The following is a 24,523-nucleotide window of genomic DNA, read 5'->3' as shown; positions in this document are numbered from 1 at the left end:
GTTGGCCGGTCGGCCGGCGGCCCCGGGTCGCCGGGTCGGCCGGGAGCAGGACGCCGTGGAGGTGGCGAGATGTCTGATCCGGCCAAGGTACGCCGGCACGCGGAACGGGTGCGTGAGCTGGTCGCGTCGGTGGTGCGGAGCCAGATCAAGGACCCGCGGCTCGGCATGATCACCATCACTGATGCCCGGATCACCGCTGACCTGCGCGACGCGACGGTCTTCTACACGGTGCTCGGTGACGCGGTGGCCCAGGCGGACACGGCGGCGGCTCTGGAGAGCGCCAAGGGGCTGCTACGCAGCACGGTCGGCAAGGCCCTCGGGTTGCGGCACTCGCCGACGCTCACCTTCGTGCTGGACGACGTGCAGGACCAGGTCAAGCACATCGACGATCTGCTCGCCGCCGCCCGCAACGCGGACGCGGAGGTGCAGCGGCTCGCCGCCCGGGCGGAGTACGCGGGCGAGGCGCAGCCCTACCGGGTCGACGAGGACGAGACCGACGACGAGGCCGCCGACGTCCCGGAGAACCCCCGGGGTGGGGCAGCGCGGTGACGGCCGCCGCCGGTGCACAACTCGTCGCGCCGGTCGACACCGGCCCGGCCGAGGCGGACTGGGCCGCGGCCGAGGCGCTGATCCGCGCCGTCGGGCCGACCAGCCGGGTGCTGCTGATCTGCCACGTCAACCCGGACGGGGACGCGCTGGGCAGCATGCTCGGTTTCGGTCTGGGTCTGCGCCAGCTCGGCGTATCCGGGTTGCAGGCGACTTTTCCCGGGCCGCCGGAGGTGCCCGAGCCGTTCCGGGGGCTGCCCGGCTTGGAGCTGCTGGTCCCGGCCGGCGCCGCGGATCCGGCCCCGGATCTGGTGATCTGCTTCGACGCGGCCAGCGAGTCGCGCCTCGGTGAGCTGGCCGGTCGGCTGTCGACGGCTCCTGCCGTCCTGGTGCTCGACCACCACGCCTCGAACCCGGGCTTCGGCTCCGTCAACCTGGTCGACCCGCGGGCCGCCGCCACGTCGGTGGTGGCCGAGCAGCTGTTGGCGCGACTGGGCGTACCGCTGGATCGGGCCATCGCCGAGTGCCTGTACGTGGCGTTGACCACGGACACCGGCTCGTTCCGGTTCGAGGCGACCACTCCGGCGGTGCACCAGCTCGCCGCCCGGCTGCTGTCTACCGGCATCTCGCCCGGGGACATCTCCCGGCGGGTGTTCGACACCCGACCCTTCGGCGCGGTCCGCCTCTTCGGGGAGGTCCTCGGCCGTGCTCGGCTGGAGCCGGCCGCTGCCGATGGCCGGGGGCTGGTGTGGACCTTCGCCACCCTCGACGATCTGGGCCGCCACGATCAGCGGCCGTACGTCCTGGAGGCGTTGATCGACTCGGTGCGGTGCACCGCCGAGGCGGACGTGAGCTGCGTGCTGAAGCAGACCGCCGCCGACGAGTGGGCCGTTTCGATGCGGAGCAAGGGCGCGGTGAACGTCAGTCGCGTGGCGGTGGCGCTGGGCGGGGGTGGCCACACGTTCGCGGCCGGGTTCACCGGCCGGGGGACCGCCGAGCACGTCATCGAGGCGATCCGCGGCGAGCTGACCGGGGCACTGATCACCGGCGACGCCTGACACCGTTCCCGGGCCGCCCGACGCCACCGACCCGTCCACGTTCTGATGCGGGGCGGGAAGTTCAGGGTCAGCTCCGGGGAGTGTTGGTCTTCCCGGGCTGTGTGAGAACGGGAAGAATTGCGGGATGGAGCAGCCGCACGATCTCACCGTGGAGGCCCCCCGAGCCTGGGACCGGCCCGCCGTCTCCGTTCCGGTTCTCCTCTGCCTGTCCCTCGTCGGCGGCCGGTTCGCGTCGTTCTCGACCGAGGCGAATCTCTACACGCTCGGCACCGGCGGCGTGTTGATCTGGCTCGGTCTGAACAGCCGGGTGCCCCGGCGGCCGGCGCCGCGTCGGCTGGGGCCGGGAGCGGCGTGGTGGGCACTGCCGGTGGTGGTCTTCGGGGTCTTCGAGGGCGCGACCTTCGTGTTGGCCGTGGGCGACGACTTTCCCACCTTCTCCCGGTTGGCCGACCCCTTGCTGGAGGATCACCTGACCCGGTCGGCGGCCTGGTTCGCCTGGCTGGCCGCGTTTTGGGGGTTGGTGCGGCGATGATGCGGGCTCTCGCGATCGGCGGTTTCCTCACCGCGCTGGCCCTGTTCGTCGGGGTCGAGTGGCTGGCCCGGCGGGAGGGATCCCGCATACCGACCCTGGGCGAGGTCTGCGCGTACGTGATGCGCTACGAGGTCGGGTCGGTGCCGGTGGGCAGGATCGGTCTGTTCGGGTTCTGGTGGTGGCTGGGCTGGCACTTCCTGGCCCGCTGAACCGGGTCGCCGCCCGTCCAAATGGCGGGAACCGAGAGCAGCATGTGGACCTGAACGATAACTTGGGAGGCGGCCGGCATCACGTGGTGATGCAGGTCGTGGGCGGTGGTGCCACACCTCGCGCTGCCTCCCTCCAGGGTCGGACCGACCCGGGCTCACGCTGCCCAGTCGGCTGCTCCGGTAACCCCGGACCGCCGTGGGGCGCTCAGCACGACCGCCCGTGAGGGCCGCCGCGTGCCGGTGGCTCGCACCCTGGAAGGAGCGCCACCATGCCGAACAAGCCCAAGCCCGAGACCACCACCGACGACGCCCGCGAGCAGGCCCGCCGCGCGCTGCAGACGTCGATGGACACTCGCCAGTGAGCCAGTCCGCCGAGCGGTGACGCCTCCGCTGGAGTAAGTCCTCGGCGGGATTGCGATCCTTACCGTCGTCGTGCCAGGATCGGCGGCGATGAGCCACCCTGCCACCACCGACCGATCCGCCTCGCCGCGCCGCATCGCCGGCCTCGCGTTGCCAGCCCTCGTCGTCCTCGCCGCCGAGCCGCTCTACGTGCTCGTCGACACGGCAGTCGTCGGTCACCTCGGTCGGGTGCCCCTCGCGGCGCTCGCCGTCGGCGGCACGGTGATGACGCTCACCGCCTGGCTCGGCACCGTCGTCGCGTACGGCACCACCGGGCGGTCGGCCCGCCGCTTCGGCGCCGGCGACCGGGCGGCCGCCGTGGCCGAGGGAGTCCAGTCGTCGTGGCTCGCGTTCGGCGTCGGGCTGCTTGTCGCGATCGGCATGCAGATCGGCGGGGGCGCGCTGGCGCGTACCCTCGCCGGAGGTCCCGGCGACGTCGCCGACGCCGCCGCCGCGTGGCTGCGGATCGCGGCGCTCGGCGCCCCCGGCCTGCTGCTCGCCGCCGCCGGCAACGGCTGGCTGCGCGGTGTGCAGGACACCCGGCGGCCGCTGTTCTTCGTGCTCGGCCCCAACCTGCTCTCCGCCCTGCTCTGCCCGCTGCTGGTCTATCCCGCCGGCCTCGGCCTGACCGGTTCGGCGGTCGCCAACGTGGTCGCCCAGACGATCGCCGGTGGGCTCTTCGCCGCGGCGCTGGTCGCCGAACGGGTGTCGCTGCGGCCCCGACTCCGGGTGATCCGCCAGCAACTCGTGCTCAGCCGGGACCTGCTGATCCGCGGCGTGGCGTTCCAGGCCAGCTTCCTCTCCGCGACTGCCGTGGCCGCCCGCTTCGGCGCCGCCGCCGTCGGTGCGCACCAGATCGCCCTGCAACTCTGGTTCTTCACGGCGCTGGTGCTCGACGCCCTCGCCATCGCCGCGCAGTCCCTGGTCGGCGCCGCGCTGGGCGCCGGCGACGCGGCGGACGCCCGTGCGCTGGCCCGCCGGATCGGCGTGCTCGGCGGTGTCTGCGGCGTCGCCTTCGCGCTGCTGATCGCCGCCGGGGCCGGTGTCGTGCCGTCCTGGTTCAGCTCCGACGAGCAGGTACGCGAGCAGGCCATGGTGGCCTGGCCGTGGTTCGTGGCCATGCAGCCCCTGGCCGGGGTGGTGTTCGCGCTCGACGGCGTGCTGATCGGCGCGGGCGACGTGCGCTACCTGCGCAACCTCACCATCGTGGCGGCGCTCGGCGGTTTCCTGCCGGCCATCTGGCTGGCGTACGGGCTGGACCTGGGGCTGGGCGGCATCTGGGCCGGGCTCACCCTCTTCGTGGCGATCCGGCTGGTCGCCCTGCTGCTGCGCCTGCGCAACGGCGCCTGGGCCGTGGTCGGCGCGACCCGCTGACGGACCGACCCGGCTCAGCAGTCCTCGCCGCCGCCGGGCCGCCACCCCGGGGTGTACGCCTGCGGGCGGGCGGGAGGGCGCCGGGCGACTCCGGTCGCCGCTGGGCTGTCTGGCAGGCTTGGACGACGTGAGCACCGATGGTCTGATCGTTGTCGACAAGCCCGGCGGCATGACGTCGCACGACGTGGTGGCGCGGATCCGCCGGCTGGCGAAGACCCGCCGCGTCGGGCACGGCGGCACCCTCGACCCGATGGCCACAGGTGTCCTGGTGATCGGTGTGGGGCGGGCCACCCGACTGCTGACCTACGTCATCGGCGCGGGCAAGAGCTACACCGGCACGATCCGGCTCGGCCAGGCCACCGTCACCGACGACGCCGAGGGTGACGTGATCGCCAGCACCCCGGCCGGCCACGTCACCGACGAGGCCGTCCGGGCCGCGCTGACGCCCCTGACCGGCGAGGTCGACCAGGTGCCGAGCGCGGTCAGCGCCATCAAGATCGACGGTCAGCGGGCGTACAAGCGGGTGCGTGACGGCGAGAGCGTCGAGCTGCCGGCGCGGCGGGTCACCATCTCCCGGCTGGAGGTGCTGGCGATCCGCCGCACCGAGCCGGACGTGGTGGACGTGGACGTCGACGTCACCTGCTCCTCGGGGACGTACATCCGGGCCATCGCCCGGGACGCCGGCCTGGCGCTCGGCGTCGGTGGGCACCTCACCGCGTTGCGTCGGACCGCGGTAGGTGGCTTCACGCTCACCGAGGCGGCCACGCTCGACGAGTTGGAGCAGCGCGCCCCGGCCGTGGTGAACCTGCCGCTGGACGCGGCGGCCGACCGGTTCTTCCCGCGCCGGGAGGCGACACCCGACGAGGCGAAGGTGCTCGGCCACGGCGGTCCGCTGGACCCGGCCGGCATCGCCGGGCCGTACGCCGTCTTCGGACCGACCGGTGCTCTGATCGCTATCGTCAGCGAGCGGGACGGGCGGGCCCGCGCGGAGATCGTGCTCGCCCCGGCCTGACGGCGGTACGCAGGTCCGTCGGCTTCCGGCCGGCGGTGTCGACCCGCCGACCGGCGGGACAGCAGGAGAGGAACGGCATGCAGCGGTGGCGGGGGTACGACGCGGCGCCCGGCGGCTGGGGACGCTCGGTCGTCACCATCGGCGTCTTCGACGGCGTGCACAAGGGGCACCAGGCGACCATCGGGCACGCCGTGGCCCGGGCCCGGGAGCTGGGCGTGCAGTCGGTGGTGGTCACGTTCGATCCGCACCCGGCCGAGGTGGTCCGCCCCGGCTCGCACCCGGCCGTGCTCACCGAGCCGGCCCGCAAGGCGGAACTGATCGAGGCGCTCGGCGTGGACGTGCTCTGCGTGGTGCCGTTCACCCCGGAGTTCTCCCGGCTGCCGCCCGAGCAGTTCGTTCACGACATCCTGGTCGAGCACCTGCACGCGGCGCTGGTGGTGGTCGGCGGCAACTTCCGCTTCGGGCACCGCGCCGCGGGCGACGTGGCGCTGCTGGAGCGGCTGGGCAAGACCTTCGGCTTCGGGGTGGAGGGCGGCCCGCTGGTCGCGCAGGACGGGACGGTCTTCTCCTCCACGTACATCCGCTCCTGCGTCGACGCCGGCGACGTGGGCGCCGCGGCGGCCGCGCTGGGCCGCCCGCACCGGGTGGAGGGGGTGGTGGTCCGCGGCGACCAACGCGGCCGGGTGCTGGGGTTCCCCACTGCGAACCTGCTCTGCCACAGGTACGCGGCGGTCCCCGCCGACGGGGTGTACGCCGCCCGGCTGATCCGTCGTGGGCAGTCCGAGCCGCTGATGTCCGCGGTGTCGGTCGGCACCAACCCGACCTTCTCCGGTCGGGAGCGGCGGGTGGAGGCGTACGCGCTGGACTTCGACGGCGACCTGTACGGCGAGCGGCTGGCCCTGGACTTCGTGGCGCACCTGCGCGGTCAGGTCCGGTACGACTCGATCGAGCCGTTGATCGCCCAGATCGAACAGGACGTCGCACGCACCCGGAGCGCCCTGAGCTGATCATCCACCGGGCCGCGCAGGCCCTTGGCCGGGTGTTACCCGTGGGTGCTGGTAGTCTTGCGGGGACGTCGGGTGACCGGCGTGGGGCCTCGCGTGCCTGCTCGACGCCGCGGGTGCGAGGTACCGGTCCGTTCCCGGTCCATCGGGACGACGGACACCTACTTGATCAACCCATCGAAACAGGGAGAACATGGCGCTCGACCAGGAAGCCAAGGCCAGCATCCGCGCGGAGTACGCGACCGCCGAGGGCGACACCGGTTCGCCGGAGGTCCAGGTCGCGGTCCTCACCAAGCGGATCGCCGAGCTGACCGAGCACCTGAAGGTGCACAAGCACGACCACCACAGCCGCCGTGGGCTGCTGCTGCTGGTCGGCCGTCGCCGTCGGCTGCTCAACTACGTCCAGAAGAAGGACATTGCCCGCTACCGGACGCTCATCGAGCGGCTCGGTCTGCGCCGGTGACGTGACGGGGGAGTGGCCGACCGGCCGCTCCCCCGATCGGCGTCCCACCTGAAGAACACGGGCCGCGCGACCAACCCGAGAGGGAGCCGGTCAGCGTACCGGTCTCCGGTAGTGGCCCCCGGGAACCCGGCAGCACGCCGGCACCCGGGCGCTTCGATCGAAGACCGGCCGGCTGAGCAGCTCCCCGACGTCGCGGGCCCACGACGCGAAGGAGCACGACAGCACATGACCGAGACCAAACTCGGCACCGAATCCCGCACCGCCGTGATCGACAACGGGTCCTTCGGCACCCGCGAGATCACCTTCTCCACCGGTCGGCTGGCTCGCCAGGCCGCCGGTTCCGTCATCGCCCAGCTGGGCGAGACGGTGGTTCTCTCCGCCACCACCGCCGGTAAGCACCCGAAGGAGCAGTTCGACTTCTTCCCGCTGACCGTCGACGTCGAGGAGCGGATGTACGCCGCGGGCCGGATCCCCGGCTCGTTCTTCCGCCGTGAGGGTCGGCCCAGCGAGGACGCGATCCTCACCTGCCGCCTGATCGACCGGCCGCTGCGCCCGTCCTTCGTGAAGGGCCTGCGCAACGAGGTCCAGGTCGTCGAGACCATCCTCGCGCTCGACCCGCAGCACCCGTACGACGTGGTGGCCATCAACGCGGCCTCGATGTCGACCAAGCTCTCCGGCCTGCCGTTCTCCGGCCCGATCGGCGCGACCCGGGTCGCGCACATCGACGGCCAGTGGGTCGCCTTCCCGACCCTGGAGGAGCTGGCCCGCGCCACCTTCGACATGGTCGTGGCCGGCCGCACCCTCGACGACGGCGACGTCGCGATCATGATGGTCGAGGCCGAGGCCACCCCGAACGCCGTCGCCCTCATCTCGGCCGGCGCCACCGCCCCGACCGAGGAGATCGTCGCCAGCGGCCTGGAGGCCGCCAAGCCGGCGATCCGCGAGCTGTGCCGCGCGCAGAGCGAGCTGGCCGAGGTTGCCGCCAAGCCGGTCACCGAGTTCCCCGTCTTCCTGGACTACCAGGACGACGTGTACGACGCGGTCGCCGACCTGGCCCGCGCCGACGTGGCCGAGGCGATCACCATCGCCGGCAAGGCCGACCGCGAGGAAGCCCTGGACCGGGTCAAGGCCCGGGTCGCCGAGGAGTTGGGCGCTCGGTTCGAGGGTCGGGAGAAGGAGCTCAGCGCCGCCTTCCGCTCGCTGACCAAGTCCGAGGTGCGCAACCGCGTGCTGCGCGAGCAGGTCCGCATGGACGGCCGCGGCCCGCGCGACATCCGGCCGCTGACCGCCGAGGTCGGCGTGCTGCCCCGGGTGCACGGTTCGGCGCTGTTCGAGCGCGGCGAGACCCAGATCCTGGGTGTCACCACGCTGAACATGCTCCGCATGGAGCAGATGGTGGACACGCTGTCCCCGGAGAACCGCAAGCGCTACATGCACAACTACAACTTCCCGCCGTACTCGACGGGTGAGACCGGCCGGGTCGGCTCGCCGAAGCGGCGCGAGATCGGCCACGGCGCTCTCGCCGAGCGTGCGCTGATCCCGGTGCTGCCGTCGCGCGAGGAGTTCCCGTACGCCATCCGACAGGTCTCCGAGGCGCTCGGCTCCAACGGCTCCACCTCGATGGGTTCGGTCTGCGCGTCGACGCTGGGCCTGCTCTCCGCGGGTGTCCCGCTGAAGGCGCCGGTCGCCGGCATCGCCATGGGCCTCATCTCGGACGAGGTGGACGGCAAGACGCAGTACGTTACGCTTACCGACATCCTCGGCGCCGAGGACGCGTTCGGTGACATGGACTTCAAGGTCGCCGGCACCCCGGAGTTCGTCACCGCGCTGCAGCTCGACACCAAGCTCAACGGCATCCCGTCGGACGTGCTGGCCGCCGCGTTGCAGCAGGCGAACGAGGCCCGGCAGATCATCCTCGGTGTCATGAAGGCCGCCATCGAGGCTCCGGCCGAGATGTCGGACTACGCGCCGCGGGTCACCACCGTCAAGATCCCGGTCGACAAGATCGGCATGGTGATCGGCCCGAAGGGCCAGACCATCAACGCGATCCAGGACGAGACCGGCGCCGAGATCTCCATCGAGGACGACGGCACGATCTACGTCGGCGCGACCAACGGCCCGTCGGCCCAGGCTGCCGTCGACCGGATCAACGGGATCGCCAACCCGACGCTGCCCAAGCAGGGCGAGCGGTTCCTCGGCACGGTGGTCAAGACCGCCGCGTTCGGGGCGTTCATCTCGCTGCTGCCGGGCCGCGACGGCCTGCTGCACATCTCCAAGGTGGGCGACGGCAAGCGGGTCGAGCGCGTGGAGGACTTCCTCAACGTCGGTGACCGGGTCGAGGTCGAGATCGCTGACATCGACGCCCGCGGCAAGATCTACCTGGACAAGGTCCGCCCGGAGGGCGCCGAGGCGCCGGCCGCCGGTGAGGCCGCCGGTGGCGACCGTCCCTCCGGCCGGGACCGGGGCGACCGGGGTCCGCGTGACCGGGGCGACCGCGAGCGTGGCGGCGACCGGGGCGGGCGTGGCCCGGAGCGCGGTGACCGTGGCGAGGGTGGCGGCGGCGGCGAGGGTGGTGGCGAGGGCGGCGAGCGTCCGCGCCGCCGGACCCGGCACAGCTGACCACCAGCACCTGCAACACCCACCCCTCGTCGAACCGGGAGCAACACGTGAGTCGGGCCTTCAGTGCGCCGTTTCCACCGGATCGACGGGGGGTGGCCCCGTCTCGGGACACCGGGGTGGGCCGCTCCGGCGGCGCCGCCCGTGCGGTGACCCGGACGCTCAGCGACGACCCGCTGGGCGGCACGGTACGACGTACCGTGCTGCCCAGCGGCCTGCGCGTGCTGACCGAGGCGATCCCGGCGATGCGCAGCGTGTCCTTCGGCATCTGGGTGGCGGTCGGTTCGCGGGACGAGACGCGTCCGCAGGCCGGTGCCGCGCACTTCTTGGAGCACCTGCTCTTCAAGGGCACCCACAAGCGCACCGCCTTGGAGATCTCCTCGCAGATCGAGGCGGTGGGTGGCGAGACGAACGCCTTCACCACGAAGGAATACACCTGCTACTACGCCCGCGTGCTGGACGAGGACCTGCCGCTGGCGATCGACGTGATGTGCGACCTGGTCGCCGACTCGCTGCTGGAGCCGGCCGACGTGGAGACCGAGCGTGGCGTGATCCTGGAGGAGATCGCCATGCACGACGACGAACCCGGTGACGAGGTGCACGACCTCTTCGCCCGGGCCGTCTACGGCGACCACCCGCTGGGCCGACTGATCTCCGGCACCGAGGAGACCGTCACGCCGATGACCCGGCGGCAGATCCAGAGCTTCTACCGCGGTCACTACACCGCGCCGCAGATCGTCATCGCCGCCGCCGGCAACCTCGACCACGCCGCGGTGGTCAAGCTGGTCCGGCAGGCCGTGCGCGGCACGCCACTGGACAGCGACCCCGCCGCACCGGCCGCACACCGCGCGGCCACTCCGGCGGTACGCACCAAGCCGGCCACTACCCTGGTCGAGCCGAAGGAGACCGAGCAGGCGCACGTCCTGCTGGGCTGCCCCGGCATCGACCGCACCGACGACCGGCGTTTCGCCCTCGGGGTGCTCAACAACGTCCTCGGTGGCGGCATGTCCAGCCGCCTCTTCCAGGAGATCCGCGAGCAGCGCGGCCTGGCGTACTCGGTCTACTCCTACGCCAGCCAGTACGCCGACAGCGGCCTGTTCGCCGTCTACGCCGGCTGCGCGCCGGGCAAGGTGGACGAGGTGCTGGCCCTGACCCGCGCCGAGCTGGCCCGGGTGGCCGCCGACGGGTTGACCGAGGCCGAGGTGGCCCGGGGCAAGGGGATGAGCAAGGGCTCGTTCGTGCTCGGCCTGGAGGACACCGGCTCCCGGATGAGCAGGCTCGCCAAGGGTGAGCTGCTCTACAGCGACCTGATGCCGGTGGACGAGCTGCTCCGCCGGGTCGACGAGGTCAGCGTCGAGGACGTGAACACCCTCGCCGCCGAGCTGCTCAGCCGGCCGATGTCGCTGGCCGTCGTCGGCCCGTTCGGTAAGGGCGACTTCTCCGCCTGAGGGCCGTCGCTCGCAGGGCCGGTCGCCCGGTGCCGTGGTCTGTTGGGCGGTCGCTCGCAAAGCCGTGGTCGGTAGGGCGGTCGCCCGCAAGGCCGTGGTCTGTAGGGCGGTCGTCCATACGGCCGGGCACGTCCCGGTCGGTGGAGCGGACCGGATCCGGCAGTGGTGGCGCGTCCCGATTGGGATAGGTTGTGCCGCGTGACTGACGAGCAGGAGAAGACCCGCGTCGGCGTGTTCGGTGCCCGCGGCCGGATGGGCATCGAGGTCTGCAAGGCGGTCGACGCCGCCGACGACCTCGAACTGGCGGCGTCGATCGACCAGGGCGACAGCCGTTCCGCCGTCTCCGGCGCCCACGTGGTCGTCGACTTCACCACGCCGGACGTCGTCATGGACAACCTGAAGTGGTGCATCGAGCAGGGCATCAGCGCGGTCGTCGGCACGACCGGCTTCACCGAGCAGCGGCTGGAGCAGGTACGCGGCTGGCTCGCCGACAAGCCCGGGGTGGGCGTGGTCATCGCCCCGAACTTCGGCATCGGCGCGGTGCTGATGATGCAGTTCGCCGCGCGGGCCGCCCGGCACTTCGAGTCCGTCGAGATCATCGAGCAGCACCACCCGCGCAAGCTGGACGCCCCGAGCGGCACCGCCACGCACACCGCCCGGCAGATCGCCCGGGCGCGCGCCGAGGCCGGTCTCGGGCCGGTGCCGGACGCCACAAAGGACGAGGTGCCGGGCGCGCGGGGCGCCGACATCGACGGGGTACGCGTCCACGCGGTGCGTGCCACCGGCCTGGTCGCGCACCAGGAGGTGCTGTTCGGCGGCACCGGCGAGACGTTGACCATCCGCCACGACTCGTACGACCGGGTGTCCTTCATGCCCGGCGTGCTGCTGGCCGTCCGCGCGGTACGCAACCGCCCCGGCCTCACCGTCGGCCTGGACGCCCTGCTCGACTGACCGGGCCGCTCGTCCGCGCCGATGCCAGCGCAGATCTTGGACACTTTCCGTTCCGCGTTGACGGAAACTGTCCAAGATCTGAAGGCGTTGCGGGTCCGGGTAGCATCCGCCGGATGATCGATGCGGGACACCTGGATCGGGTCGGGCGGAGAGTGACGCTGCGCCCGGTGGACGACGACAACTGGCGGGCGGTCGCCGACGTCGCCCCGCGCGACGACCAGCGTCGGTTCGTGGCCGCGCTGGGCGCACGGTACCTGCTGCTGAGTAGCCGCTCGCAGGTGTGGACCTCGCTCGCGGTGTACGCCGACGAGACAGTCGTCGGCCACGTCATGTGGGGTGCGGACGACGACGGCTCGCACTGGATCGGCGGAATGCTGATCGACGCCGCGGAGCAGGGCCGGGGCGTCGGCCGGGCCACCATGCAGACGCTGGCGCCCTGGCTGGCGGCCCGAGACGGCAACCCCCCGGTCCGCCTCTCGTACCACCGGGACAACACCCCGGCAGCGGCCCTGTACGCCTCCCTCGGCTTCCACCCCACGGGCGGCGTGGACGACGACGAGCTGATCGCCGAACAAACCCCCTGACCCCCGTCGCCAAACCCGGCCCAGCCTGACCGGCCCGGCCTGACCGGCGTCGATCATGGAGTTGTGGTGCCCCGCAAAAGGGACACATGTGGAGCTGCTGCCCACCACGACTCCATGATCGACGGGGACGGCGACGGGACGGCGGCGGGGGCGGCGGCGGGGGCGAGGGCGGGGGGTTAGCGGGGGTTGGATGGGGTTCTGGGGTGGCGTTGGGTGGGGAGGGTCGAGGTCTTCAGGGGGGTGGGGTGGCCTGTCATCGTGGCTTCGCCGGTGCGGTTCACCGTGACTGTCACCGGTCTGCCGGCCACGCGGAGGTTGGCGGCGCGCACGGCGCCCAGTTCGGGGCCGGCCAGCGGGGTCAGCCGGACCGTTTCGCCCGGTACATCGGGGTAGAGGCCCGCCGCGGCCTGGAGCAGCAGCACGGCACCCGCCGCGGCCCACGCCTGCGGCCGGCACGCCGCCGGGTACGGCACCGGGCGGTCGAGCAGCGCCCGGTCGTCACCGCCGTACAGCTCCGGCATCCGGTAGTCGAACGCCTCGGCCGCCGCGAGCAGCCCCTCGGCCAGGCCGAGCGCGGCGTCGCGGTGCCCGCCGCGGGCCAGCCCGGCGAGCACGATCGCTGTGTCGTGGGTCCAGATCGAACCGCAGTGGTACGACAGCGGGCTGAAGCCGGCGTCGTCGGTGGACATCGTCCGTAGTCCGAAGCCGCCGGCCAGCGTGTCGGTGGTGAGCAGGCGGGCGACCTGGCTCTCCTCCTCGACGGTGAGCAGGCCGGTGCCGAGCAGGTGACCGATGTTGCTGGTCAGCGAGTCGACGGGGCGCTTGTCGCGGTCGAGGGCCAGGGCGGGCTGCGGGCCGTACCGGCCGTCGACCCAGAAGCTGTCCCGGAACCGGCGGGCCAGCGTGGCGGCGTGCTCGCGCCAGCGGTCCCCATCGGGGCGGCCGAAGGCGTCCAGCAGGGCGGCGCCGTTCACCGCCGCCTCGTGCGCGTACCCCTGCACCTCGGCCAGCACGATGGGCGCTGTGGCCAGGGAGCCGTCGTGGAACCGTACGGCGTCGCCGGAGTCCTTCCAGCCCTGGTTGGACAGCCCGTGGCCGGTGGTGTCGACGTACTCGACGAGGCCGTCGCCGTCGGGGTCGGCGTGCTCGCCGAGCCAGCGCAGGGCGGCCTCCAGGTGGGGCAGCAGAGGCTCGATCTGCTCGGTCGGCAGGCCCCAGCGCCACGCGTCGTGCAGGAGGTTGACCCAGAGCATGGTGGCGTCGACGGTGCCGTAGTAGGCAGGCGGGAGGCGCAGCCCGTTCCCGGGCAGCGCGAACTCCTGCCCGCGCAGCTCGTGCAGGATCTTGCCGGGGGCCTCCCCGGTGGCCGGGTCGACGCGGGTGCCCTGGCGACGGGCGAGGACGCGCAGGGTGCCGGCGGCCAGGTCGGTGCCGAGCGGCAGCATCATCCGGGCCGCCCAGAGGCTGTCCCGGCCGAACAGGGTCAGGAACCAGGGCACTCCGGCGCCGAGGAAGACGTCCCCGGCGGCGCCGGTCTCGGCCAGGCGTAGCCCGCGCAGGTCGTCCAGGCTGCGGTCGAGGAAGCGGACCAGTCGCCGGTCGTCGGCGGTCACCTCGGGTCGGGCCCACTCCGGTTCGCCGCCCGGGGCGATCACGACGGCGCGCGGGTCGTCGATGGTCACCTGCCAGCGCAGCACCGTCTCGCCTCCGGGTGGCAGGTCGATCGGCCAGGCCAGTCGGGGCGCGGTGGCCCGTTCGTCGGCGGTGAGCACGTCGGCGTCGGGCGCGGTGACGGTGACGGTGATGCCCTCCGCCGACCAGGTGAGCAGGCCCGGTTGGCCGGTCTTGGCCTCCAGCGGCACGGCCGCGCCGCCGGACTTGACCACCTCGATGGGCGCCAGGTCGCAGCCGAGGTCGACGCTCACCGTGGCCCGTACGCCGACGGTGGCGGTGGAGACGATCCGCAGCTCCTCGGTGAGGCCGTTGCGAGTGGCCCGCCGGAGCCGGTCGACGCGGACGGTGGGGTCGGGCGTGGGATCGCCGAGCCAGCGTGCCAGGGCCACGAAGCGGACGCCGTGCGGGCCGTCCGCGCCGCGGGTCAGCCCCTCCAGCTCCTGGTCGTCGACCCGCAGTTCGGCCCGGGAGAGCACGCGGGCGTCGGCGTGGAAGACGCCCTGGACGCCGGTCGGGCGGATCTGCCCGGTCGCGTCCCCCAGCGCACTGGTCGGGGCGAGCACCACCCCCACCAACTCGTGCAGGAGGGGTTGCAGCTGGCGTTCGATCACGGTGCGGCTCCAGATCTCGGGGTGCGGGGCGGACATCTTGACAACGCGGCCCCTGGCGGTGCAAAGTGCGAAACATTCCAGAAACTTTGAACGATCTAATCCTGCACTATCCGAATTGGATCGTTCAAGACGGCGAGAGGGATTAAGTGCCCGAGAAGGTAACCATTGCGACGGTGGCCCGGCACGCCCGAGTAAGCCGGCAGACGGTCTCCAACGTGCTCAACGCGCCGCACATCGTGCGGCAGGAGACCCGCCAGCGGGTCGAGGACGCGATCAACGCGCTCGGCTACCGGGCCAACCAGGCGGCCCGACAGATGCGCACCGGCCGGTCCCGCCTCATCGCCGCCCGGATCGAGCCGACCCGCGACGGCATCAACGGCTCCGTTCTCGACCGCTTCCTGCACGGCCTCACCGAGACCGCCGACGCCGCCGGCTACCGGGTGCTGCTCTACACCGCCACCGACGACGATCGGGAGATCGCCACCTACGACGACCTGCTCGGCACGTACGAGCTGGACGCGTTCGTGCTCGTCGGCACCAAGTACGGCGACCCGCGTACCGCCTGGCTCGCCGACCGGGACGTGCCGTTCGTGACCTTCGGCCGCCCGTGGGACGCGCTCGACGCGCACCCCTGGGTCGACGTGGACGGCGCCGCCGGCACCGCCGCAGCGACCCGGCACCTGCTCGACGCCGGGCACCGGCGGATCGCGTTCATCGGCTGGCCCCTCGGGTCCGGTGTGGGCGACGACCGGCGGGCCGGCTGGCAGGACGCGCTGCGCGCCGCCGGTGTCGACCCGGCCGGGCTGCACCGCGAGACCGAGGACGGCATCGCCGAGGGCGAACGCCTGATGCGGGACCTGCTGGCCGCCGACGCGCCGACCGCAGTGGTCTGCGCCAGCGACTCGCTCGCTCTCGGCGCGCTCCAGGCCATCCGGGATACCGACCCACCGGTGTCGGTGATCGGCTTCGACGACACGCCGGTCGCCGCGGCGGTGGGGCTGGCCAGCGTCAGCCAACCGCTCGGCGAGGCCGCCGCCCGCTGCGTGGACCTGCTCACCGGAGTCCTCGACGGCAACCACGAGACCCCCACCCACGTGCTGCTCCAGCCCTCGCTGGCGCTTCGGCACACCGCGTAGTCCCATCCCCCCACCAGGAGAACCCCATGGCACCTCGACACCTCACCCGGGCGGCGGTGGCCGGCCTCGCCGCCGTCGCCCTTCTCGGGTCCGCGGCCTGCGGCAGCGGCTTCGACGACTCGTCCGGCGACGCCACCCAGTCCAGCGGACCGGCCAGCCTCCAGATCCTGATCGGATCCTCCGGCGAGGCCGAGACCAAGGCCGTGCAGGACGCCGCGGCGAAGTGGGCCAGCAGCTCCGGCAACACCGCAACGGTCACCCCGGCGCAGGACCTCACCCAGCAGCTCGGCCAGGGTCTCGCCGGTGGCACCCCGCCCGACGTCTTCTACGTGGACGCGGCCCGGTTCGCCGACTACGCGAGTGTCGGCGCGCTGGAGCCGTACGGCGACAAGATCTCGAACCCGGACGACTTCTACGAGAGCCTGCGCACCACCTTCACGTACGACGGCAAGCTCTACTGCGCGCCCAAGGACTTCTCCACCCTGGCCCTGCAGATCAACACGGACCTGTGGGCGAAGGCCGGGCTGACCGACGCCGACGTGCCGACCACCTGGGACCAGCTCACCGCTACCGCCCAGAAGATCAAGGCGAAGGGGCAGGTCGCCCTGGCCCTCGGCGACACCCGGGACCGCATCGGCGCGTTCCTCGTGCAGAACGGCGGCTGGCTGCTGAGCAAGGACGGCAAGCAGCCGACAGCCGACACCCCGGAGAACCTGGCCGCCCTCCAGTACGTCAAGTCCCTGCTCACCTCGGGCCTGGCGAAGTACCCGAAGCAGCTCGACTCGGGCTGGTCCGGTGAGGCGTTCGGCAAGGGCAAGGCCGTCATGACCATCGAGGGCAACTGGATCAAGGGCGCCCTGCAGAACGACTTCCCGAACGTGAAGTACAAGGTGGTGGCGCTGCCGGCCGGCCCGAAGGGTCAGGGCACCCTCTCCTTCACCCAGTGCTGGGGCATCGCGGCGAAGAGCAAGTACAAGGACCAGGCCATCAAGTTCGTCGAGGCGATGACCAGCGGTGAGCAGCAGCTGACGTTCGCGAAGGCGGTAGGTGTCATGCCGTCGCGGCAGTCGGTGCGCGACCAGTACACGGCGGCCTCCCCGGCCGACAAGGTGTTCATCGACGGCGCCGCGTACGCCCAGGGCCCGGTGAACGCGCCGAAGATGGACAGCGTCCTCAAGGACCTCGACACGGGTCTGCAGAGCCTGACCAACGGCGACCCGAAGACCGTGCTGCAGAACTTCGACAAGAACGCCAAGGCGGCGCTCGGCGGCAGCTGAGGTGACGGCGGGGGCCCCGACGACGAGCGGGGCCCCCCTCGCGCACCTTCGGCCCGAGACAAGGAGGGAGGGGAGATGGCAACCGAGACACTGACCGCCGTGGCCACCGCGCCCGGGACGAGCCCTCGGCGACGGCGCGGAGGCGTACGCGGCAACGAGAACCTCGCCGGCTGGCTCTTCGTCGCGCCGGTGATCGTCATCCTGGGGCTGTTCCTGCTGCTGCCGATCCTGATGGCGCTCTGGGTCAGCCTGACCGACTGGAACGGGCAGGGCAGCCCGTTCACCGGCGACGTCCCGTTCGTCGGCGCGCACAACTACACCCAGTTGTTCACCGAGGACGGGCTGGCCCGCCGCGACTTCATGACGAGCATCCGCAACAACATCTACTACGTGGCGATAGTGGTGCCGGCCCAGACCGTGCTCGCGCTCGGGCTGGCGCTGGTGGTCAACAACCGGATGCTCAAGGGCAAGAGCTTCTTCCGCAGCGCGTTCTACTTTCCCTCGGTCACCAGCTCGGTCGCGATCAGCGTGGTGTTCCTGTTCCTCTTCGCCAACTCCGGCGCGGTGAACGCGCTGCTCGGCTTCTTCGGGATCGACGGGCCGGAGTGGTTCGCCGACTCCCGGGGCGTGCTGCACCTGCTCCTCGGCGCGGTAGGCGTCGACTCACCCCCGGCGGCCCTTACCGACGGCGGCCCGTTCGGGCTGACCTGGTGGGACTGGCTGGCCGGCCCCAGCGTGGCGATGATCTCGATCATCACGTTGGTCGTCTGGACCACCTCCGGCACGTTCATGCTGATGTTCCTGGCCGGCCTGCAGAACGTGCCGGTGACGCTGGACGAGGCCAGCACGCTCGACGGAGCCTCGGCCTGGCAGCGGTTCCGCCACGTGACCCTGCCGATGATCCGGCCGACCACGTTCCTGGTGCTCACCCTCGGCATGATCGGCTCCTGGCAGGTCTTCGACCAGGTGTACGTCATGAGCCAGGGCGACCCGGCCAAGACCACCCTCACCCCGGCCTACCTGTCGTACCGGACCGCGTTCCGCGACTTCGACTACGGCTCCGGCGCGGCGATCTCCTTCGTGCTGTTCCTGATCATCATCGTGCTCACGCTGATCCAGCGCCGGGCGCTCGCCGAGCGGGACACCGACCGGCCGCGCCGCGGCTGGCGGCGTCGACGCGTACCGGAGAGGTCCTGACATGGCCGTGTCGACCGACCGCCCGGCGGCGGCGCCCGCGCGCGGCGACCAGCGCGCGGCCCGCACCCTGGCCACCCGCTTTCTGGGGTACGCCACGCTTGTCTTCTTCGGGCTGGTGTTCCTCTATCCGTTCGTCATCCAGATCGCGAGCTCGTTCAAGACCGAGCCCGACGCGGCGGCGAACCCGCTCTCGCCGTTCCCGGACCCGCTCAGCCTGGCCGGTTTCGAGCGGATCTTCGCCGGCACCAACTTTCCGCTCTGGCTGGGCAACTCGCTGCTGGTCACCGTGCTGGTGACCCTCGGCCGGGTGTTCTTCGACTCGCTCGCCGGGTACGCGTTGGCCCGGCTGCGGTTCGCCGGTCGAGGCGGGCTGTTCGCCGCGGTCATCGCGGTGATGGCGGTGCCCGGCGTGGTGCTGCTGATCCCGAAGTTCCTGGTGCTCAACCAGCTCGGCATCTACAACAGCTACGCCGGCCTCGTGGTGCCGCTGCTGGCCGACGCGGCCGGCGTGTTCATCATGAAGCAGTTCTTCGAGTCGATCCCGGTGAGCGTGGAGGAGGCCGCCCGCATCGACGGGGCGAGCATCTTTCGCACCTTCTGGTCGGTGGTGCTGCCGATGGCGAAGCCGGCGCTGATCACCCTGACCATCCTGTCGTTCCAGGGCTCCTGGAACGAGTTCCCGCACAGCCTCGTGTCGGTGCAGGACCCGGACCTGTTCACCCTGCCGCGCGGCCTCGCCGACCTGGTCAGCGGCTCGCTGGGCAGCGGCACCCAGTACCCGCTCAAGCTGGGCGCGGCGCTGCTCGCCACCATCCCGGTGGCGATCATCTTCGTGGTGTTCCAGCGCTACTTCGTCCGCGACGCCAACGACGGCGCGGACAAGGGCTGACCCCGGACCGACAGTGGCGGCCTCGCGTCGGGGCCGCCGCTGTCGGTCAGTCGGTCTTCTCCGGCGGAACGGCCACGTGCAGGCGCACCTGAGGCACCAGCATGTCGTCGACGTCCAGCGCCCGGGCCGCCCCGTCGGGCTCCCAACCGGTGCTGGTGAGGAACGTGCGGGTCGCCTCGTCACCGTCGAACGCCCAGGCTACCGCCCGGCTCATGCCGTCCTCGCGCCACAGGTCGACGGCGGCGGCGAGCAGCCGGCTGCCGTGCCCCCGCCGGCCCCAGCGCGGCTCGACCAGCAGGTCGGTCACCGCCGCCACGTCCGGGCCGAGCGCGTCGGCCGGCTCACCCGGGGCGAGCGCCTCGCCGTCGGCCGGACCGGAGGCGGCGAACCCCACCAGATACGATTGCTCGGCCTGTTCGACGGCGACCAGCACCCGGTGCGCGCCCGAGGGCGGCTCCAGCACCGCGGCGCTCCACCGCCTGGCGAGGAACGCCTCGTCCAGGTTGTCGAGCACATGCCGAGGCAGGATCCGGCGGTACGCGACCCGCCAGGTCGCGAGCTGGATGCGTGCGATCTCGCCGGCGTCCTCGGGACGCGCCGGGCGGACGTACCCGAGAGCCATGGGACGGGAGCCTACTCAAGGGCCAGGGAGGCGACGGTGGCGCAGGGTGCCAACAGGACGACCGCGCAGGTCGTCGGGGTGGTGGTGCTCGCCGCGGCGGTCACCGCGTTCCTCGCCGTCGCGGCCGTCCGGCACGGATTCTTCGACCTCAAGGTCTACTACGGCGCGTTGACGTGGTGGGTGCACGACGGCGGGGAGATCTACGACTACCTCAAACCCGGCACCCAGTACGGCTTCACGTACCCGCCGTTCGCGGCGCTGGTCATGCTGCCGATGGCGTACCTGCCGTGGTCGGCCGCGATCGTGGTGAGCGTGCTCGCCAGCGTGGTCAGCACGACGGTGCTGATCTGGTGGCTGGTCGACCCGATCGCCCGTCGCGCCGGCTGGACCCGGTGGTTCGCGCTCGCCGTCGCGCTCTGCCTGGCCGCCGCCTTCGAGCCGATGCGGGAGACGGTGAACTTCGGCCAGGTCAACACGCTGCTGCTCTTCCTGGTGGCGGTGGACCTGCTGCGGCTGCTGCCGGCCGGCAACCGGTGGGCCGGGGTGGGCATCGGCGTGGCCACCGCGATCAAGCTGACCCCGGGCGTCTTCATCGTCTATCTGCTGGTCACCGGGCGGTGGCGGGCGGCGCTCACCGCCAGCGGCGCGGCCGCCGGGGTGACGTTGCTGGCCGGCGCGCTCTTCCCGGACGCCTCCCGGGAGTTCTGGACCGAGGCGCTGTGGAACACCGGGCGGGTCGGCGAGCTGGCGTTCGTCTCCAACCAGTCGCTGCGCGGGGTGGTCGCCCGGCTCGACCCGCAGCACCCGAGCACAGTGCTCTGGCTGCTGCTGGTGCTCGGCACCCTGGCGCTCTGGGCCTGGCGGTCCCGCACGGCCGTCGCCGCCGGTGACGAGGCGACCGGCCTGGCCCTCACCGGCGCGGTGATGTGCCTGGTCAGCCCGGTCACCTGGGTGCACCACCTGGTCTGGCTGCTGCCCGGGCTGATCCTGCTGGTCGACAACGCGATGGCCGCGCCGTCCGGCCGCCGCAGGCGCGTCCTGCTGGCCGCCGCGACCATCGGGTACGTGCTGCTGATCAGTCGGACCGTCTGGTTCTGGGAGAAGGACTTCACAGGTGTCGACGGCTTCGTCGGCAGCAACGCGTACGTCTGGATCAGCCTCGCCCTGCTGGCGTTCCTGCCGGTCCGCAGGTGGCTGGCACCTGGCGGGTCAGTCGTCGAGACGGCCGGCGTACCGCAGCTCGACCAGCCCGACCGGCCCGCGCCCGCCGGCGAGCGGCACCTGGTAGGTCGACCGCTCACCGTCAGGTGACAGCCCGACCCGTTCGCAGAACCGGCGGGCCCGCTTGTTGTCCTCCAGCACCCACGCCCGATAGCCGGTCCAGCCTCGCTCACTGAGCCCGACACGGGCGGCGGCGAACAGCGCGGCGGCCGTCCCGTCACCCCAGAACGCCGGCTCCACGTAGAGCGCCAGCACCTCGCCGACGGTCGGATCCAGATCGTCGCGGTCCTGGTCGCGGCGGTACGGCCCGAACGTGGTGAAGCCGACGACCAGCCCGTCCACCTCGCCGAGCAGGGTGCTGAACGGGTGCTCCGGATCGGCCGTGCCCAGGTCACGACGGCGCTGCGCCCAGGCCACCACGTTGAGCCGTCCGAGCACCTCGTCCGGCATGAAGCCGGCGTAACCCGCCTGCCAGCCGTGCACGTGCACCCGGGCGACCGCCTCGGCGTCGTCGGGCTCCTCCCGGCGGATGGTCAGCATTGCACCGTTCTATGCCCCCGTGGCCGTCGGAGTCCAGCTTCCCGCACCGGCGTCGTACCGATGATTTATCGTCGCCGACGATGGCCGCACCGGAAGCACTCTCACTCGCCCAGGCCCGCCGGGTGGCACTCGCCGCCCAGGGCTTCGCCGACCCGCCGCCGGTCGGGGTGCCCACACGTCGACATCTGCGCCGGGTCCTCGACCGGGTCGGGTTGATCCAGATGGACTCGGTGAACGTGCTGCAACGGGCGCACTACCTGCCGCTCTACAGCCGGCTCGGGCCGTACCCCACCACGCTGCTCGACCAGGCCGCCTACCGGCGCCCCCGCGAGCTGTTCGAGTACTGGGGCCACGAGGCGTCCCTCGTGCCGGTGGGGCTGCACCCGCTGCTGCGCTGGCGGATGGCCCGCGCGCACAGCGAATCCTGGGGCGGCATGCGGCGCATCGCGCAGGAGCAGCCGGAGCTGGTCGCCTGGGTCCGGGACGAGGTGGCCGCACGGGGCCCGTTGACGGCCGCCGAGATCGAGCACGACGCCCCTCGGGAGACCGGCAACTGGGGGTGGAACTGGTCGGCGGTGAAGCGGGCTCTGGAGTTCCTGTTCTGGGCGGGCGAGGTGACCGCCGCCGAGCGCAGCACGTCCTTCGCCCGCCGCTACGACCTGCCCGAGCGGGTGCTCCCGCCGGCCGTGCTGGCCGCGCCCACCCCGACCGACGCCGAGGCGTACCGCGCTCTGGTGGCCCTAGCGGCGCGGTCGCTCGGGGTGGCCGCCGAACCGGAGCTGCGCGACTACTTCCGGCTGCCACTGGCCGGTGCCCGGCAGGCGGTCGCCGAGCTGGCCGAGGCCGGTGAGCTGGTGCCGGTCACCGTGGCGGGCTGGCGACAGCCGGCGTGGCTGCACGCGTCCGCCCGGCTGCCCCGGTGGATCCGGGCCAACACCCTGGTCAGCCCGTTCGACCCGCTGGTCTGGGAACGGGCCCGCACCGAGCGGCTGTTCGACTTCAGCTACCGGATCGAGATCTACGTGCCGGCGCCGCAGCGGGTCTACGGCTACTACGTGCTGCCGTTCCTGCAGGGCGACAGGTTCACCGCCCGGGTCGACCTGAAGGCCGACCGCAGGGCCGGGGTGCTCCTGGTGCCGGCCGCCTGGATGGAGCCCGGCGCCGACCCGGGGGAGACCGCCGTGGCCCTCGCCGCCGAGCTGTACCGGCTCGCCGGCTGGCTCGGGTTGGACGCGGTGGCGCCGCCCGCGGCCGGCGACCTGGCCGGTCCGCTCACCGCCGCGTTGGCCGGCGTGTCCGGTGTAGCGTGAGCGTGTGACGAGCGTTCCCGGACCGGTCGACCAGCCGCAGCCCGCCCCCGGTGCGGGTTGGCCGGCGAGCCCGTCGGGTGACTACGGCTACCCGACGCCCGAGCCCGACCGGCTCACCCGGCTCGTGCTGCGCCTGCACGCGCGGTCACCGCGCTGGGCGGCGCCACTGGCCGCGGTCGGCTGCGTCGGCCTCGGCATGGCCTACGCGTTGCTGAGCAACCCGGCCCACGCCGACCCGGACGCCGCGCCGACCTGCCTGCTCAAGCTGACCACGGGGCTCGACTGTCCGGGCTGCGGCGGCACCCGCGCGCTCTGGTACGTGCTGCACGCCGACCTGCCGGCCGCCGCCCGACACCACTTCCTGTTCGTCTTCGCGCTGCCCTTCCTGGCGTACCTCTTCGTCGCCTGGGCCGGAAACCAGGCGTTCGGTTGGCGGCTGCCCGAGCTGCGGATCAGCTCGAAGGTGATCGTCGGTTTCCTTGGCGCGTGGCTGGCCTTCTCGGTGCTGCGCAATTTGCCCTGGGCGCCGTTCACGTCGCTCTACGTCTGAGGGCCCGCCAGCTCCGCCCTGCGTGATGTGGCGGGGCCTTGCTCGGTCGGGCTGCGCGGGGTCCTTCCTGCGCGTCCTGTCGAGCTGCCCCACATGTGGGGCATGGTGGTGGTGGGGCCCGGCGTGGTGCCGTCTGCACCGGACGTGGGCGTGGTGGTGGGTCCGGCGTCGTGCCGCCCCCGACGTGGGGCTTGGCGGTGATGGGCCCGGCGTCGTGCCGCCTGCCCAGAGTGGGACGCGGCGTGGTGGGGCCCGGCGTGGTGCCGTCTGCCCCCGGGCGTGGGGCAAGGCGTGGTGGGCCCGGTGTCGTGCCCCGCCTGCCCCAGATATGGGGCAGCTCGACAGGGAACCGAGGACGTGGCAGGGACCCGGCAGGGCGTCGGCGTGCCGGTCGAGATCTTGGACACCTGGGGCCCCGCTGATGCGCGCAAGCCGGTGATTTTGCGGTAGCTGGGCGCTTTCTGCACCGCGAGCCCGAGTTGGGCAGGGGGCCGCCGGCTACTACAGTCCCAGGAATGCCGGAGATGGTGCAGCCCCAGGTCAAGTTGATCGCGTGGACCCAGTTCGCGGCCCCGGACGACGTGCCGTGGTCGACCGACGCCGAGGGCGGCCAGGCGCTCGCCGAGTTCGCCGGGCGGGCCTGCTACCAGTCGTGGAAGAAGCCGAACCCGGCGACCGCGACCAACGCCGGCTATCTCGCGCACATCCTCGAGGTCGGCCACCTGAGCGTGCTGGAGCACGGCTCGGTGACCTTCTACTTCACCGGGGTGTCGCGCTCCTTCACCCACGAGTTGATCCGGCACCGGCACTTCTCGTACTCCCAGCTCTCGCAGCGGTACGTCCCGGAGCGCGACGCGGCAATGGTCGAGCCGGCGGTCATCGCCGACGACCCGGAGCTGCACAAGAAGTTCACCGAGGCCGCCGAGGCGAGCGTGCGGGCCTACACCGAGCTGCTGGAGGGTCTTGAGCAGCGGTTCTCCGACGAGCCGAACCCGACGCTGCGCCGCAAGCAGGCGCGGCAGGCGGCCCGCGCGGTGCTGCCCAACGCCACCGAGACCCGGATCGTGGTCAGCGGCAACTACCGGGCGTGGCGGCACTTCGTCGCCATGCGGGCCACCGAGCACGCCGACGTGGAGATCCGTGAGCTGGCCGTGGAGTGCCTGCGTCAGCTCCAGGGAGTCGCGCCGAACGTCTTCGCCGACTTCGTGATCTCGACGCTCCCGGACGGCACCGAGGTGGCGGCCAGCCCGCACGAGGCGTCCTGAGCCCTTCCCCGGCGGGCTCCGGCTGGTCGTCCGCT

General features: G+C 72.3%; 23 protein-coding genes. 20 read left to right on the top strand and 3 right to left on the bottom strand.

Annotated elements, in window-relative coordinates; genetic code table 11:
- Positions 1–69 precede the first annotated feature (69 nt).
- The 12 genes from rbfA (at position 70) to AB0B97_RS28325 (ending at position 12,196) form a co-directional block, all read left to right on the top strand.
- A complete protein-coding gene (gene rbfA, locus AB0B97_RS28380; RefSeq protein ID WP_357497942.1) occupies positions 70–549 on the top strand; it encodes a 30S ribosome-binding factor RbfA in 480 nt (159 codons plus the stop codon).
- The gene (locus tag AB0B97_RS28375) at positions 546–1,604 is read left to right on the top strand and encodes a bifunctional oligoribonuclease/PAP phosphatase NrnA (protein WP_357497940.1); all 1,059 of its coding nucleotides are present in this window, start codon (positions 546–548) and stop codon (positions 1,602–1,604) included. Before rbfA ends, AB0B97_RS28375 begins: the two co-directional genes overlap by 4 nt.
- A gap of 124 nt (positions 1,605–1,728) precedes the next feature.
- A complete protein-coding gene (locus AB0B97_RS28370; RefSeq protein WP_234588258.1) occupies positions 1,729–2,136 on the top strand; it encodes a hypothetical protein in 408 nt (135 codons plus the stop codon).
- Entirely contained in the window at positions 2,136–2,345 is a 210-nt protein-coding gene (locus AB0B97_RS28365) for a DUF6186 family protein (protein WP_234588302.1), read from the top strand. The genes AB0B97_RS28370 and AB0B97_RS28365 overlap by 1 nt, the downstream gene beginning before the upstream one ends.
- A 450-nt stretch (positions 2,346–2,795) precedes the next feature.
- Entirely contained in the window at positions 2,796–4,118 is a 1,323-nt protein-coding gene (locus AB0B97_RS28360) for an MATE family efflux transporter (protein ID WP_357497938.1), read from the top strand.
- A 127-nt stretch (positions 4,119–4,245) separates the two neighbouring features.
- Positions 4,246–5,130, top strand: coding sequence for a tRNA pseudouridine(55) synthase TruB (gene truB / locus AB0B97_RS28355; protein ID WP_357497936.1), 885 nt, complete (start codon positions 4,246–4,248; stop codon positions 5,128–5,130).
- Positions 5,131–5,207: 77 nt separating this feature from the next.
- Positions 5,208–6,137 carry a bifunctional riboflavin kinase/FAD synthetase gene (locus tag AB0B97_RS28350; RefSeq protein WP_234588260.1) on the top strand — a complete coding sequence of 310 codons (930 nt, stop codon included), beginning with the start codon at positions 5,208–5,210 and terminating at the stop codon, positions 6,135–6,137.
- A 190-nt stretch (positions 6,138–6,327) separates the two neighbouring features.
- On the top strand, positions 6,328–6,597 hold the full coding sequence (rpsO, locus tag AB0B97_RS28345; RefSeq protein ID WP_007456699.1) for a 30S ribosomal protein S15: 270 nt from the start codon (positions 6,328–6,330) through the stop codon (positions 6,595–6,597).
- 225 nt (positions 6,598–6,822) lie between these two features.
- Positions 6,823–9,216 carry a polyribonucleotide nucleotidyltransferase gene (locus AB0B97_RS28340; RefSeq protein ID WP_234588262.1) on the top strand — a complete coding sequence of 798 codons (2,394 nt, stop codon included), beginning with the start codon at positions 6,823–6,825 and terminating at the stop codon, positions 9,214–9,216.
- 47 nt (positions 9,217–9,263) lie between these two features.
- Positions 9,264–10,661: a pitrilysin family protein gene (locus AB0B97_RS28335; RefSeq protein ID WP_234588264.1), complete on the top strand. Its 1,398-nt coding sequence runs from the start codon at positions 9,264–9,266 to the stop codon at positions 10,659–10,661.
- A 198-nt stretch (positions 10,662–10,859) separates the two neighbouring features.
- The gene (gene dapB, locus AB0B97_RS28330) at positions 10,860–11,612 is read left to right on the top strand and encodes a 4-hydroxy-tetrahydrodipicolinate reductase (RefSeq protein WP_357497933.1); all 753 of its coding nucleotides are present in this window, start codon (positions 10,860–10,862) and stop codon (positions 11,610–11,612) included.
- 113 nt (positions 11,613–11,725) lie between these two features.
- Positions 11,726–12,196 (top strand): GNAT family N-acetyltransferase, encoded by a 471-nt coding sequence (locus AB0B97_RS28325; protein WP_357497931.1) that lies wholly within the window; start codon positions 11,726–11,728, stop codon positions 12,194–12,196.
- A gap of 176 nt (positions 12,197–12,372) precedes the next feature.
- On the opposite strand, the gene AB0B97_RS28320 is transcribed toward AB0B97_RS28325, so the two are convergent.
- The gene (locus tag AB0B97_RS28320) at positions 12,373–14,517 is read right to left on the bottom strand and encodes a glycogen debranching N-terminal domain-containing protein (protein WP_357497929.1); all 2,145 of its coding nucleotides are present in this window, start codon (positions 14,515–14,517) and stop codon (positions 12,373–12,375) included.
- Between the two features lie 110 nt (positions 14,518–14,627).
- Between AB0B97_RS28320 and AB0B97_RS28315 the strand changes: the two genes are divergently transcribed.
- The 4 genes from AB0B97_RS28315 (at position 14,628) to AB0B97_RS28300 (ending at position 18,980) form a co-directional block, all read left to right on the top strand.
- On the top strand, positions 14,628–15,617 hold the full coding sequence (locus tag AB0B97_RS28315; RefSeq protein ID WP_357497927.1) for a LacI family DNA-binding transcriptional regulator: 990 nt from the start codon (positions 14,628–14,630) through the stop codon (positions 15,615–15,617).
- 26 nt (positions 15,618–15,643) lie between these two features.
- Positions 15,644–16,894, top strand: a complete 1,251-nt coding sequence (locus tag AB0B97_RS28310; protein ID WP_357497925.1) for an ABC transporter substrate-binding protein — start codon at positions 15,644–15,646, stop codon at positions 16,892–16,894.
- 75 nt (positions 16,895–16,969) lie between these two features.
- Positions 16,970–18,091 carry a sugar ABC transporter permease gene (locus tag AB0B97_RS28305; RefSeq protein WP_357497923.1) on the top strand — a complete coding sequence of 374 codons (1,122 nt, stop codon included), beginning with the start codon at positions 16,970–16,972 and terminating at the stop codon, positions 18,089–18,091.
- A 1-nt stretch (position 18,092) separates the two neighbouring features.
- The gene (locus AB0B97_RS28300) at positions 18,093–18,980 is read left to right on the top strand and encodes a carbohydrate ABC transporter permease (RefSeq protein ID WP_234588278.1); all 888 of its coding nucleotides are present in this window, start codon (positions 18,093–18,095) and stop codon (positions 18,978–18,980) included.
- 46 nt (positions 18,981–19,026) lie between these two features.
- On the opposite strand, the gene AB0B97_RS28295 is transcribed toward AB0B97_RS28300, so the two are convergent.
- A complete protein-coding gene (locus AB0B97_RS28295; protein WP_357497920.1) occupies positions 19,027–19,602 on the bottom strand; it encodes a GNAT family N-acetyltransferase in 576 nt (191 codons plus the stop codon).
- Between the two features lie 36 nt (positions 19,603–19,638).
- Between AB0B97_RS28295 and AB0B97_RS28290 the strand changes: the two genes are divergently transcribed.
- Complete coding sequence (locus AB0B97_RS28290) at positions 19,639–20,913, top strand: glycosyltransferase family 87 protein (RefSeq protein WP_357497918.1); 1,275 nt, start codon at positions 19,639–19,641, stop codon at positions 20,911–20,913.
- Here AB0B97_RS28290 and AB0B97_RS28285 read toward each other — a convergent pair.
- Complete coding sequence (locus AB0B97_RS28285; protein WP_357497916.1) at positions 20,812–21,363, bottom strand: GNAT family N-acetyltransferase; 552 nt, start codon at positions 21,361–21,363, stop codon at positions 20,812–20,814. The genes AB0B97_RS28290 and AB0B97_RS28285 overlap by 102 nt on opposite strands.
- A gap of 80 nt (positions 21,364–21,443) precedes the next feature.
- On the opposite strand from AB0B97_RS28285, the gene AB0B97_RS28280 reads away from it, so the two are divergent.
- The 3 genes from AB0B97_RS28280 to thyX all read left to right on the top strand — a co-directional run bounded on the left by AB0B97_RS28280 (position 21,444) and on the right by thyX (position 24,488).
- Complete coding sequence (locus tag AB0B97_RS28280; protein WP_234588285.1) at positions 21,444–22,673, top strand: crosslink repair DNA glycosylase YcaQ family protein; 1,230 nt, start codon at positions 21,444–21,446, stop codon at positions 22,671–22,673.
- Positions 22,674–22,677: 4 nt separating this feature from the next.
- Positions 22,678–23,223: a DUF2752 domain-containing protein gene (locus AB0B97_RS28275; protein WP_357497914.1), complete on the top strand. Its 546-nt coding sequence runs from the start codon at positions 22,678–22,680 to the stop codon at positions 23,221–23,223.
- A 524-nt stretch (positions 23,224–23,747) separates the two neighbouring features.
- Positions 23,748–24,488: an FAD-dependent thymidylate synthase gene (gene thyX, locus AB0B97_RS28270; protein WP_234588306.1), complete on the top strand. Its 741-nt coding sequence runs from the start codon at positions 23,748–23,750 to the stop codon at positions 24,486–24,488.
- The last annotated feature ends 35 nt before the right edge of the window (positions 24,489–24,523 follow it).

It is taken from the genome of Micromonospora sp. NPDC049004 (assembly GCF_040649315.1).
GTDB lineage: Bacteria > Actinomycetota > Actinomycetes > Mycobacteriales > Micromonosporaceae > Micromonospora.
The sequence above is the reverse complement of the archived record's forward strand: the minus strand, read 5'-3'. Positions and strand labels throughout refer to the sequence as shown.